Origin of the sequence: Candidatus Amarobacter glycogenicus (assembly GCF_016704105.1) — a bacterium.
Lineage (GTDB): Bacteria > Chloroflexota > Dehalococcoidia > Tepidiformales > Tepidiformaceae > Amarobacter > Amarobacter glycogenicus.
Genome location: NZ_JADJAT010000002.1, coordinates 14,557 through 27,153 on the forward strand (window position 1 = coordinate 14,557; position 12,597 = coordinate 27,153).

The 12,597-nt window shown below is 65.3% G+C and carries 10 protein-coding genes, 1 tRNA gene and 1 pseudogene; 6 read left to right on the forward strand and 6 right to left on the reverse strand.

Annotation, left to right across the window (positions count from 1 at the left end; genetic code table 11):
• Nucleotides 1–67 precede the first annotated feature (67 nt).
• A complete protein-coding gene (locus IPG14_RS04845; protein WP_343391060.1) occupies nucleotides 68–1,240 on the reverse strand; it encodes an acyl-CoA dehydrogenase family protein in 1,173 nt (390 codons plus the stop codon).
• Nucleotides 1,241–1,455: 215 nt separating this feature from the next.
• On the opposite strand from IPG14_RS04845, the gene IPG14_RS04850 reads away from it, so the two are divergent.
• From IPG14_RS04850 to IPG14_RS04870, 5 genes and pseudogenes are all read left to right on the forward strand, one after another.
• Nucleotides 1,456–2,526 (forward strand): TIGR03617 family F420-dependent LLM class oxidoreductase, encoded by a 1,071-nt coding sequence (locus tag IPG14_RS04850; RefSeq protein ID WP_343391061.1) that lies wholly within the window; start codon nucleotides 1,456–1,458, stop codon nucleotides 2,524–2,526.
• A 135-nt stretch (nucleotides 2,527–2,661) separates the two neighbouring features.
• Entirely contained in the window at nucleotides 2,662–4,662 is a 2,001-nt protein-coding gene (locus IPG14_RS04855; RefSeq protein WP_343391062.1) for a phosphatase PAP2 family protein, read from the forward strand.
• A gap of 950 nt (nucleotides 4,663–5,612) precedes the next feature.
• Nucleotides 5,613–6,402: pseudogene (locus tag IPG14_RS04860) on the forward strand (alkaline phosphatase D family protein).
• 55 nt (nucleotides 6,403–6,457) lie between these two features.
• Entirely contained in the window at nucleotides 6,458–7,399 is a 942-nt protein-coding gene (locus IPG14_RS04865) for a P1 family peptidase (RefSeq protein ID WP_343391063.1), read from the forward strand.
• 206 nt (nucleotides 7,400–7,605) lie between these two features.
• Nucleotides 7,606–9,093, forward strand: coding sequence for a hypothetical protein (locus IPG14_RS04870; RefSeq protein WP_343391064.1), 1,488 nt, complete (start codon nucleotides 7,606–7,608; stop codon nucleotides 9,091–9,093).
• Nucleotides 9,094–9,186: 93 nt separating this feature from the next.
• On the opposite strand, the gene IPG14_RS04875 is transcribed toward IPG14_RS04870, so the two are convergent.
• The 5 genes from IPG14_RS04875 to IPG14_RS04895 form a co-directional block, all read right to left on the reverse strand.
• Nucleotides 9,187–10,008 (reverse strand): enoyl-CoA hydratase/isomerase family protein, encoded by an 822-nt coding sequence (locus IPG14_RS04875; RefSeq protein WP_343384493.1) that lies wholly within the window; start codon nucleotides 10,006–10,008, stop codon nucleotides 9,187–9,189.
• 82 nt (nucleotides 10,009–10,090) lie between these two features.
• Nucleotides 10,091–10,167, reverse strand: a tRNA-Met gene (locus tag IPG14_RS04880).
• Between the two features lie 41 nt (nucleotides 10,168–10,208).
• Nucleotides 10,209–10,994 (reverse strand): DNA repair exonuclease, encoded by a 786-nt coding sequence (locus IPG14_RS04885; protein WP_343391065.1) that lies wholly within the window; start codon nucleotides 10,992–10,994, stop codon nucleotides 10,209–10,211.
• The gene (locus tag IPG14_RS04890; protein WP_343391066.1) at nucleotides 10,987–11,496 is read right to left on the reverse strand and encodes a DinB family protein; all 510 of its coding nucleotides are present in this window, start codon (nucleotides 11,494–11,496) and stop codon (nucleotides 10,987–10,989) included. The genes IPG14_RS04885 and IPG14_RS04890 overlap by 8 nt, the downstream gene beginning before the upstream one ends.
• Nucleotides 11,493–12,173, reverse strand: coding sequence for a class I SAM-dependent methyltransferase (locus IPG14_RS04895; protein WP_343384490.1), 681 nt, complete (start codon nucleotides 12,171–12,173; stop codon nucleotides 11,493–11,495). The genes IPG14_RS04890 and IPG14_RS04895 overlap by 4 nt, the downstream gene beginning before the upstream one ends.
• A gap of 87 nt (nucleotides 12,174–12,260) precedes the next feature.
• On the opposite strand from IPG14_RS04895, the gene IPG14_RS04900 reads away from it, so the two are divergent.
• Nucleotides 12,261–12,563, forward strand: a complete 303-nt coding sequence (locus IPG14_RS04900; protein WP_343384489.1) for a putative quinol monooxygenase — start codon at nucleotides 12,261–12,263, stop codon at nucleotides 12,561–12,563.
• Nucleotides 12,564–12,597: the final 34 nt, after the last annotated feature.

Genomic DNA, 12,597 nt, shown 5'->3' on the forward strand with positions numbered 1-12,597 from the left:
AGGAGACAGACAGGCCCGGCGTAATCGCGCCGGGCCTGTGCTGAGAGAAACGAGATGACTGCGCGGTTCAGGCCCGCGGCAGACCAAGCCCGCGCGTCGCGACGATGTTGCGCTGAACTTCGCTCGTTCCGCCGGCGATCGTGCTCGAGAGAGTCTGCATGTAGCTCTGCGGCGCCCGACCCCGCATCGGGGCCTTGCCTCCGAGCAGCAGGCCGTTCGTCCCGGTCATCTTCATGGCCGTCCGGGCGATGCGCTGGCTCAATTCCGTGTTGAACAGCTTGGCGATGGACGCTTCATGGTTCGGCACGCGCCCGTTGCTCTGGATGGTGATGACGACGTAGCTGAGCATCTTCGCCACCGCGGCCTCGATCCAGCGGTCGGCGAACTCATCCTTGGCCTTCGTGCTGGCGCTGCCGGTGGCGGCCGTGCCCTGGTTTTCCTTCCAGAACTTCATGTAGTACTCGAGGGTCTGGCGCTGGCCCACCGCGTTGCCGATAGAGGAGCGTTCGAAGTCGAGCGTCGTGGTTCCGATGTACCAGCCCCGGTTGATTTCGCCGAGGACGTTGCGCGCGGGCACACGCACGTCTTCGAAGAACACTTCGTTGAACATGTGTCCGCCGGCCAGGTTGATGAGCGGTCGCACCGTGACGCCCGGGCTCTTCATGTCCATCAGGAAGTAGGTGATGCCGCGGTGCTTCGGCGCATCCGGGTCCGTCCGCGCGAGCATGAACATCCGGTCGGCGTTGTGCGCGCCGGAGGTCCAGATCTTCTGGCCGTTGATGACGAAATCGTCGCCGTCACGGACCGCACGGGTCTGCAGCGAGGCGAGGTCCGAACCAGAGCCAGGCTCGCTGTAGCCCTGGCACCACTGCACTTCGCCTCGAAGGATCGCGCCGAGGTGTTCCGCCTTCTGTTCGTCGTTCCCGTGAATGATGATCGTGGGGCCGATCATCGAGGTGCCCATCCCGCCGACGTTCATGGCGCGGGCTTCGGCGAACTCTTCGTTCATGATGAACTGCTCCATCACGCCGAGGCCGGCTCCGCCGTATTCCTTCGGCCAGGCGGGGGCTACCCAGCCCTTCGCCGAAAGCTTCCCTCGCCATTCCTTCATCATCGACCGGCCCCGCTCCATCATTTCCTGGGGGGTCGCATCGGGGTCGGATTTCGGCTTCTCTGCCGCGAGGAATGTCGCGACTTCCTTGCGCCATTCGGCTTGTGAGGCGTTGTCGTTGAAGTCCAAGTGGGTTCTCCCGTTTTATACAGTCGTGTAGCGGAACAGTACCAATCCGGAACCCTGACGTAAAGGGAAAGGTGGGGTGTACGTTGCGGCAGCAGGTGCTCCCTGCTCCCCGGCGGCTTTCCAGTTCCGGCGCGGTGCAAAGGTCGTGTGCCATCTGTAGACTCGGCCACGCAGAACAACCCGCCTTGCCCCCACGCACGGCCCAGGAGGAACTTATGAAGGTTGGATCAGGATTCGGCGGCGGATGGCTCGCCGGTGTCCCCGAACAGGCCCGCCGCGCCGAGGAACTCGGTTACGACTTCGCCTCGACGCCCGAAACTTCCCACGACTCGATGCTCGCCGCCACCCTCGCGGCCGCGAACACCCAGAAGCTCGAGGTCCAGACGAGCGTCACCATCGCCTTCCCGCGCAGCCCAACCGTCCTCGCGATGGAGGCCTGGGACATCCAGCACATGAGCAAGGGCCGCTTCACCCTCGGCCTTGGTTCGCAGGTCAAGGGCCACAACCAGAACCGCTTCTCCGTCGACTGGCCGGGCGCCCCTGCCACTCGCATGAAGGAGTACATCCGCATGCTCCACGCCGTCTGGAACTCGTTCCGGACCGGCGAAAAGCCCGACTACGTCGGTAAGTTCTATCACTTCACCCTCATGACGCCGAACTTCAACCCCGGCCCGATCGACTACCCGGACCCGAAGGTCGGCCTCGCCCTCGTTGGCGATGCAATGGCCCGTGTCGCCGGCGAAGTTGCCGATGTCGTCATGCCCCACGGTTTCATGACCGACAAGTACATGCGCGAAGTCGTGCTCCCGAACGTTGCCATCGGCCTGAAGCGCGGCGGGCGCACCTGGGCTGATGTCGAGATCACGGGTGGCGGTTTCACCGTCTTCGGTGAGACCGAGTCCGAGATCGAACAGGGCCTCGACCGGTTGCGCCAGCCGATTTCGTTCTACGGTTCGACGCGGAGCTACCACGAAGTCTTCGAAGTCCACGAGCTTAAGTCGCTCGGCATGCAACTCCACGAGATGTCGCTGCAAGGCAAGTGGGCCGAGATGCAGAAGGTCATCCCGGAGTCCGTGCTCCGGACCTTCGCCCAGACATCGACGTATGACAAGCTGCCGGAATTCGTGGCGAACAAGCGGGAGTATGCCGCCAAGTTGGGCCTCGCCCTCCCGTCCGGCACGCCCGAACAGCGCGAACGCGCCCAGCACGTCATCAAGGAAGTCCAGAAGATCGTGGTGCCTCGCGTCCCGCGCGGGCTGGAGGACCTCTCGAAGGTCAAAGCCTGACCTTCCGCCGTGCATTTCTCGCGGCCGCGCCGGGATACCCGGCGCGGCCGCTTGGCCTTCTTGGCCCACCCGTCCACGCTCCTTCGCCCATCCGGCCAACGAAGTGCCGGGGTGACGGGTGTAGAGTTCGCCCGGATGGCACCGCAGTCTCCGGCAGGCGAAGCGGCCGCGAACGAGCCCGGTCCGTTCCTCCCCGGGCGGGGCGCGGTCGCCGTTGGCGCCGTTCTCCTGGTCTCGCTGCTTGGCCTCACACTCGATGCGCTCCTCAGGGATCGCGGCGACTTCGACTACGGCCTGAGCCGCGCCGTCGGCGAGATTGCCTTTCGAGGCGACGAGTCGTTCTTTCGCTTCTTCAGCACTCTGACGGCATCGTTCTGGGCGATAACCCTCTGGTCGTCTCTGCTCATTGCGATGTTGGCCATGCGCCGCTGGCTGGCGGCAACGGCCTTGCTGGCGTTTCCCGTCGTCGGTGGAGTAAACACCCTCATCCGGTTGCTGGTGCGGCGGCCCCGTCCGGACTGGGGTGAGCTGCACTTCCGCTGGATGACCCCGGAAGAAATCGCCTACTCCGCCACCCACAACGACTATGTCAGCTATCCCAGCGGACATGTCGTCGGCGCGGTCTTGCTCTACGGGTTTGTGTACATCCTCGCCAGGCACCTCCGGTTTGCACCGGTCCGCGTGGCCGTCCGTGCGGCATGCGTGGCGGTCATTGTCCTTTCCGGGGTCTCCCGTGTCTGGCTGGGAGGGCACTGGGTCGGCGATGTCCTCGGGGGATACGCCCTCGGTGGGCTCGCGTTGCTCGTCGTGGCGTTGATGTACCAGGCGCTCGAGCCATCGACGCGCAACGTGCCATTAATCCGGGCGGCGCCGGTCCCCCATGACGACGCCCGGCCGCATGCCCACGCGCTCACCAGCACGATCCTCTTCCGCGGTGACGAAGTCTCGAAGATCTACAACCCGGGATTCGTGCCCCAGATCATCTACTGGCTTTCCTTCCAGGCGCCGTTCGCCTATGCCCATAATCCCACCGCACTTCGCGCGGCCGTGGCACGCCGGAATCTCGCCGGACGGCTTACCGAGTACTGGTTTGGACGGAACTGCGTCGCTCAGGCCCTCCGCGCGGAACAGATCAACGGGCGCTGGGCGATCACCGGGCGCTTCACCGAAGGCGAGGAGCCCCGAGACCATCACCGCGCCCGCCAGTTCCTTTTCGAACTCGCCGACCGCTTCGATGAAACCGGGTTCCCCACCTGGCAGATAGACCCCCGCCAGCCCCGTTCGCTGGGCAATCTGCTCGAACAGGCAGACGGCTCGTACACCATCATCGACCTGGAGTCCGGCCTGGTCTCACCCCTTGCTTCGCCTCGTGCGTGGGTGCGGGCCATTCGCCGGGCGATGGTCCCGATGTACGACGATGTGTACTTCGACCTGACGCGCGAATACGTCGCCAGGGAAGCTGCGGCGATGGGTAAGGCCAGGGGCACGCAGTGGGTCTCCGACCTTGAACACATGCTGGACGAGGCGGAATCGCTGGCGGCCGAGTGGCACGGTGCGGAGCCCCGGATCTGGAGCCGGACGCTACGGTTCGTATTCGATGGCTTCGGCGTTCTCGGAGCTGTCCGCTGGCTCCAGCGGAAGACCTCGATGGGCAGGGAACGTGCCGACGCATGGCTCGGTGCCTGCGTGACAACCTGGCGGGCCGACGGCCGCATCACCGAGGCGCAAGAGGCCGAATTGCGCGAAACAATCGCGGCGCCCGAGATCCAGGGTGTGCTCCCCCACCTGGGGGTGCACCTGATCATCGGCGTTGCACTTCGCTTTCCCCTAGGAAGCATCACGCGTGCGTCCTACACCACCGGAAACCTGCTCCTCGCCTGCCTCAGATTCGCAACCCGGCGGATCGACCGCGCGACCTGGCGCCGTGCCATCCGGATTCACTCCCCTCTGGTGATCTTCGTCGCCGCGATGCCGGGAATCGGGACCTTTGCCTACCTCATCTCCGGACCGGTTCGTTCCAACCATCTGCTCGCCCGCGTCGTGTTCGACTCCGCCGGCGAAAAGGTGCCCTTCCGGCTCTACCGCCGCCTTGGGCTCCGGAGACTCGTGGCGGGACGGGAGGCTGCCGCCGCATGAATCCGTTCCTGGCGTGGTTCGGCCGGCACGGCCTCGTCCGGCTCTCTGATGAAGCGGTCGAAGCCTGTCGCCTGGCAGCGCGAGGGTTGGCGCTGTTCGCTCTCGGCGTATTCGCGGTCCTCGTGTTCGAACGTGGGGCACCGCGCAGCGTCGCGGAACAATCCTGGGAGACCACTGCGCAGTACGGCGCCCTTGCCCTCGTGGCTCTGGGGTGCCTTGTCGCGTTCAAGTGGGAGGGCATCGGCGGTTGGCTTATCACCACCTCGTCCGTCGCCCTCGGGGTCCTCGCGTCGGTCGTATACGAACCGAGGGTCGCACTGTTCGGTTGCCTCGCTTTTTTCGTGCCTGGCGCCCTCTTCCTCGTCCATTGGCAGCACCGCCGGCGACGAGTTTTCATGCTCGCTGAGCTCGTCGGCATGGCCGCGCTGCTTGCAGTCGGTGCCGTCGCTTCGGTACGCGTCTACAACCACTACAACGGACCGACGCATCCCGAATCGGACGTCGCCGCCATCAAGGTTGACCTTGCCGAGTGGGTCTGGGCCGGGGCAGTGAGTGCCACAGGTTTTACCGTGAATGCCAGGCTCGCCGATGAAGACGATGGGATTCCCGAGCTGGTTGTGACCTCTGCCGGTGGCGCCGCCGCGGTTGTGGCCCCGGCGCAGGGCCCATTCGAGGAGACCGGCATCGTCGCCTACCACGTTACCGGCCTCGCCCCGGATACCATGTACAGCTACGCGCTCCGCCTGGGTGACCACGTTGACGAGGGTCGGCGGGGTAGCGTGCGCACCTTCCCGAACGGGCCGGGGTCATTCACTATCGCCCTGGCGTCCTGCGCCCGCACTGGTTCCAATGGCCAGGTCTACGACCGCATCCGTGAAGCCGGGGCTCTGCTCTTCATCGTCCCCGGCGATATCCACTACGAGAACATCTCGACCGGCGACGTCTCGCGCATGCGGACTGCCCTTCAGCGTGTCCTCACGTCTCCGGCACAGCAGGCGCTCTATCTGCGCACGCCGATCGCCTACGTGTGGGACGACCATGACTTCGGTGGCGACGGGTCTGATTCGACCTCTCCGTCCCGGGCGGCTGTCCAGTCGGTCTACCGGGAGTTTGTCCCGCACTATGCGTTCGACGGCCGAGAAGCGAGCGGCGCCGTGTACCAGGCGTTCTCGATTGGCCGTGTCCGTTTCATCATGACCGATACCAGGTCGGAGCGATCCCCCGGTAGGGGCAACGGACGACCCAACGCGCACGATGCTCGGCGCAGAACAGAAGGCGTGGCTCAAAGACGAGCTGCTAGGCGCGCGGGACGCATCCGCGCTGACCGTCTGGGTAAACGGAATTCCCTGGATTGCGCCCGCGGAGGACGGCCGCGACGACTGGGGAGGATATGACGTCGAACGCCGGGAGATCGCGGACTTCATCGTCTCCAACAAGATCACGAACCTCGCGATGCTCAGTGGCGACGCGCACATGCTCGCCATCGACGATGGATCGAATAACACCTTTGATACCGCCGGGACCGGCCCCGGGTTCCCCGTATTCCACGCCGCGGCGCTCGACCGGCCGGGCAAGGTGAAGGGCGGGCCTTACAGCGAAGGGACCTACCCCGGCGGCGGCCAGTTTGGCCTGATGACGGTCACCGACGCCGGCAACTCGGTCCACGTGGAATGGAACGGAAAGAACTATCTCGGCGAAACGCTCGTCCACTACGAGTTCGAGTACCGAACCGGCAAATGAGCCCGACTGCCGACTGAGTGCAGCCGCGGTTCCGACTCGCTAGTATGGCGCCGCGATGCCGCTCTCAAACGACGACGTCACGCTCGAGGCGATCTCCCCGGCCGCGAACCGCACCCTAACCTTCGATCTGCCAGGCCTTTCCGTCGGGCACGCCGAATACGAAGCGGGCCCCACCGGCTGCACGGCATTTCTTTTCGATCATGGATGGACGACTTCCGTCGACAAGCGCGGCGGGCTCGTCGGCACGGCCGGCGACTATGAGTGGATGCACGCTCTATGTTTTGCCGGGGGTTCGCTCCCCGGCCTGGAGGCCACCACAGGCGTGGCGCGGGAACTCTGGTCGCGAAGGGAACACTCCACTAACCACATGCCGCTGGTGAACGGAGCGATCATCTACGACTACGGAAAGCGCCAGAACACAATCCATCCGGATCGCGAGCTCGGGCGCGCCGCCGTTCGGGCTGCGGTGCCGGGAGTCATCGCCCTGGGGGCGCGGGGAGCCGGCCGCTCGGCAACGGTCGGGAAGATGAGGTTCGCACCGGAAGGAGGCGGGCAGGGGGCGGCATTCCGCGAGTTCGGCGGCGTAAGACTGCTGGTCGTTACCGTCGTCAACGCCCTCGGAGCGGCCATCGGCCGGGATGGTTCCGTCGTTCGTGGGAACTTCGACCCTTCGACTGGCGCGAGGCTGCGCAGCATCAGCATCCTCGCGCCCGGGCAAACGCGGCCGCGTTTGGAGGATCCGAAACCCACGAAGAACACCACCCTGACGCTGGTGGCGACCGACGCGAAGCTCACCGGCCGGGAACTGGGGCAGTTCGCAAGGCAAGTGCACACGTCGATGGCACGCGCGATCGACCCCTTCCACACATCCAGCGACGGGGACACGCTGTATGCAGCGACGAGCAACCAGCAACAGGCGAATACGAGCCCAGACATCCTGGGAATGGTCGCCGGCGAGGTGGCCTGGGACGCTGTCCTTTCGTCCTTCGACGGCTGACTCTGACAGACCGGTAAAGCGTCCGCAAGGGAGGCGACGCTTGGCGAGTGCACGTCCACGGAACTCCCGGAGGTGCGGTGTCGCGTGGGCCGAAAACGCCTTGAAGACTGCCGCGTGCGACGGCCGGAGCCATCTGAATTTGGCTTCGAAAAGGGGCACAAACGGAATTCGCGCGTGGTAAACTCCCGCCGCCAGCGGAGGAGAACGTGCCGTCGATTTCGGCCCGGAGTGCGAAAGCCGTTTGTCTGGTGGTCGTGGCCGCTGGCTCCATGGCCGCCTGTAGCGGTGGAGATGACGATGGTCCCGAAGCAACACCCGAAACCGACGCCATCGCCCTGGTCGTGGCGGCCACAGAAGAGAACCCGCGGGCTCTTCCGAGCGGGGTGACCTACGATCGGCTGCGGTTTGCTAGCGTTCCGGAATACGGCGCAGGGGCGTCCGAAGACCTGGTCGCCGTGCTTGAAATGGAGTTCCACGGACGGTCCTCCCAGTACCTCGCCGAAGTCACCGTTCTGCGTACCGAATCGGCCGCTCGCGCTGAGTTGAAACGCCGCGTCTCTCTCGACGATGTCGACGAAACGAAGAGCGCGCCGGGCCACTTCTGCTATTGGATGAGAGGGCCGCTCATCCTCCCGTCCGATCTGGATGGCGCGAGTATCTGCTATGGGCGGTCCGGCTCGGTCGTGGTCGCGGTTGAAGCGGCTCCAGCGGCCGAACGCGACTTGGATCAAGGCCTGGCGCTGTTGCGGTCAGTGGAGCGCCACTTCCAAATCCTTGCCACCGGCGCCACGGATCGGGTTCGGACCCTGCCGCCAGAGGTATTCGCGGGGCTGCTGGCGGCGGTCCCCGCTCCCGGACTCGACCCCGGCAGTTCGCTCACCTGGTCCGAATTCGGGAGCAGGGACGAGTTCTCCGATGGACAGAGATGGCTGATCCGCCGTCCCGCGGATGCAGACGAATCGGCCGTCGCTTTCCTCAACATATTTGATTCGGACCAGAGCGCCCAAGCCTTCCATTGGAGCTACAGTTCGGCGCAGGGCGACGGCCCAGGGGTGGTGACCTGCGCGATACCGACTTCCAACTCGGCCGGGAGGTATTGCATCGAGCGCCTGGCGGAGACCGTCGTTGTGACTTATAGCGTCGGCGCGGCCCCCTCGGCGCCGGCTGTCGCCGAGGACCTCAGGGTGTGGGCTCGCGCCATCGGCGAGTACGTATCGAAGCTCCAGTCGGGTCGTCTCCCGACCGCGGCCAGGGCTCCTTCGACACCGGGAGTGACGCAGACGCGGGCTCCACGCACGCCCACGGCGACGGTCACGCCCACAGCGACGCCACTGCCGTTCATTCCCCGAGTCAACGCGGGCACGTGGACCTTCCTCGTCATCGTGAAGAAGAACACCTGCCCCGGAGGGTCGCCGGCGGTAGGGTCGACGATCCGCCTGCAGTTCGAATTCACGGATTCCAACGGCGATCAGTACATCTCTGATGGCGAGGCATTCGGGATCGATCAGACCCTGCCGCAGCGGCAACGGCTCGGGACGATCACGGCGACACTTCCCACGGCTGAGTTCGCTGCCCAGGTGACGAACGGCAATCTCCTCGGATACGCCGGTGTCTATCTCGGGTTCGTTGCGGCCAACGAAGCGCTCATCAGCTATCGAGAGTACTACGACGACTGCCTGATCGAGGCCGAGTAGCCCCCGGAGAGCCCTGGTCACAGACCGGGCGCGAGTCGCAGGCCCCTTCGCTGTCAGTCCGGGGCGCCCGTGTTGGCTGCCCGCCGTCCGTGCTCAGCGTCCGGTAAAGCGCGGTTCTCGTTTCTCCGCGAAGGACGCGCCGCCTTCCTTCCGGTCGTCGGACATCCCCGTTGTGCTCAGCGCGATCCCGGAGAATTCGAGCGCCGTCTCGAAGTCCATATTTTGGGTCCGGTATGCGAGCATCTTGCCGAGTTTCTGCCCGATTGGCGGCCCGGATTCCACTGCCCGGGCCAGTTCCATGGTTCTTGACTCGAGTTCCTCCGGAGCGACGAGGTAATTGGTCAGTCCTGCGGAGTGTGCCTCCTCGGCCGCCATGAACCTCCCGGTGGTCATCATCTCCATCGCCTTTCGCCAGCCAATCACGCGCGGGAGTGAATAGAACCCTCCGAGGTCCGCGAAGAGCCCTCGCTTAACATAAGCAACCTGGAACCGGGCTGCCGTCGATGCGACCGCCATGTCGCAGTGGGCGACCATGTCGAGACCCGCCCCGACACACACGCCATTCACCGAAGCGATGACCGGGACGTCCAGCCGCTTGAGGGCGATATACGTCTCCGATTCGTTGCGAAAGAACAGGCGGGCGCCCTCGAGGTCGGTGGCGGATTCGGCCGATGGGTAGAGCAAGTTGCCGGGTCGGCCACCGCTGAAATCAGCCCCGGCGCAGAACCCTCGTCCCGCCCCGGTGAGCACCACGCAGCGGACCGACCGGTCGGTGCGCGCCGCCTGGAACACCTGCCGCAGCTCATCGAACAGCGTCATGTTCAGTGCGTTCAGCTTCTCGGGCCGGTTCAGCGTCACCCAGAGGATGCCACCGGAGTCGCCGCGCTTCTCGGTCAGGACGGTTTCGAACACCATGCAGCCTCCAGCCGCCGCATGGCGAGCGACGGTGGCCGATTCTAGCGCGAAACCTGGAGCAAAGTGGGAGGAAAAGGGGAGATGGTAGCAGGGGGGAGACTTGAACTCCCGACCTCACGATTATGAGTCGTGCGCTCTGACCAGCTGAGCTACCCTGCCGCGAACCCTCACTTTACCACTCCCCCGGCTACCGAAAACGGCTACGGGGTTGGCACATCTTCCGGCCGGCGAGGGTCGACGCGCCGCATCGTCCACTGGACTCCGGATTCATTGAAGTCGACGACGGCCGCGAGTCCGGCCTTCCGGTTCGCGTCGGTCAACGGCATCGGTGCGCCCGAATACACCGCCGTCACACCCGCCGTGGTCACGTCGGCGTGAGGTTCCCAGTGACCGAACGCCATGTAGTCCCAGTGTCCCGCTGCCGCCGCCACTTCCGAGTCTTTGATTAACAACGACCGGTGCATCTCGCCGCCTTCGCGCACGAAGTGTCCATGCCCCATCGCGATGTGCCAGCGGTCATCGACACGTTCCGGCAGCCCGTCGAGCGGCTTAAAATGCCAGTCGGTGTCGAGATACGCTCGCCCCCAGAGGACGAGGTCGAGTCCTTCCGGCTCCACCAGTTCCCCCTTGTGCCCGCGCACGATCGTCAGGCGCCGGGCGATGGATTCCATGTCGTGTCGCCAGTAGATGCTCCCCGGGTCCATTGGGTCGTGGTTTCCCGGGATCAGGAAGGTCTGGCCGGCGAACTTCCGGATCGTCTCGGCGGCAAAGACAACCGTTTCCTCCGGGACGCGGTCGTTGTCGAAGAAGTCCCCGGCGATGAGCAAGGCGTCGGCGTTCGTCTCGTTGGCCAGGTCAATCACGCGTTCGAAGGTGAGTTCCATCAACTCCCGGCGCGCGTTCCACTTTGCATCGCCGCTTCCCGCATAGGCGCCGAGATGGACATCGGAGGTGTGGACGATACGAAGCGGTTTCCGCTCAGGCATGGTGGCCGGCCTTCATCGCAAGGACCTGGCGCGTGTGGTCCAGCGCGTGGACTCCGAGGAAGAAGTACCACTCGCGCCAGTTTAGCTGTCCAAAAACCGGATGCTCCCAGGTCGTCTCGAGGAATCCGGCCGGGTCGGCCGCGCTGACATGCGCCCAGACCGAGTCGGCCGACTCAGTCAGACGCGCCTGGAGCGCCTCGATCTCGCGAGGGAACGATGGCAGCGGGTTGTTCGGTCGCTCGCCCGTGAGCGAGGTGTGGAGGACCGCTTCTCCGACCAGCCAGTTCCATTCAGCGAGGTGTTTCAGGGCGTCGATGGGCGCCCATTCCTCGCCGGGGCTGGCCGTTGCGACGGCTTCGCGGGTGAACCCCCCGATGGTCTCGCACATGTCGGAATAGCGCGCAGCAACCGAGTCGCGGATGGCCTCAAGTGGTTGCCCGGCGGTCTCGGTCCGGATCCAATCGCGAATCCGGGCGGCCTGCTCCGGTGTTGGGTCGCTCACGACGGCGTCCCGACGATGGCGTCGGTCCGTTCGAACACCGAAAGCCCGATGAAGCCCAGGCTCTGCCGGATGTGGCGGATCCGCCTCAGCCCCGGGCATTCCGGCCACGGATGCCACCGGTGCTCGACGGCGACCACATGGCCGCCCGGCCTGACGACCCGTGCCAGTTCGGCGACTGCCAACGGGCGGACAGCGGGCGGGAGGTGCCCCACATAATGCGAGGAGATCGCGGCATCAAACGCGCCTTCGTCGGCCGGCAACGCGAGGCCGTCAGCATGGACGAGGCGGATACGCTGATGTTTCAGCCGGCGGCGGGCCCGTTCGAGCAGGTACGGGGACAGGTCGACCCCGACAAGGTCGTGGCCGATGCCGCGTTCGGCGACTTTTTGGAGGAGCCGGCCAGGTCCGCAGCCGACTTCGACCAGGGCCCGCGGGGCCAGGCGGGCCAATTCGCTGACAGTCGCGCGGATGGTGCTGGCCTCCAGCCCCTGGTTGTACACATGCCGGACGAGGTTCTCGTACCCTGCGGCGCTCCGGCGCGAAAGGTAGCCCTCCGGGAGAAAGTGCCAGCGGTGGAGGTACCAGGACGGGTAGGAGATGCGCGGATCGCTGGTAGGCATCGCCGTCGCCGCTGCCACGAGGGCTCGTGCCTGATTGGACGGCATGCGTTTCAACATCCCCCGGATCGTAGCCACCGGGACCGGGATGTTCCACCGTCTCCTGAGCCGTAGACTTCCCTCCATCTGCCCCAAAGAGGAGTACCCATGATCACCATCGTCGCAAAACTCCAGGCCGCGCCTGGCAAAGAAGCCGAACTGAAAGCCGTCCTCACGGAAATGGTTGCGAACGTTAAGACCCACGAAGCTGGCGCCGTCCCGACGTATTCGCTCCACGTCTCCGACACCGACCCGGCACTCTTCCTCTTCTACGAGAACTACCGGGACGCGGAGGCACAGGCGGCGCACAACGTGACCGGCCACATGAAGGCCATGAGCGCGTCGCTCGCCGGTCTCCTCGGGGGACGCCCCGTTATCGAGCGCTATACGCGCATCGCGACCGTCGAATAGACCGTGTCCGTGTGGTTGCCCGTTACGCCGGGCA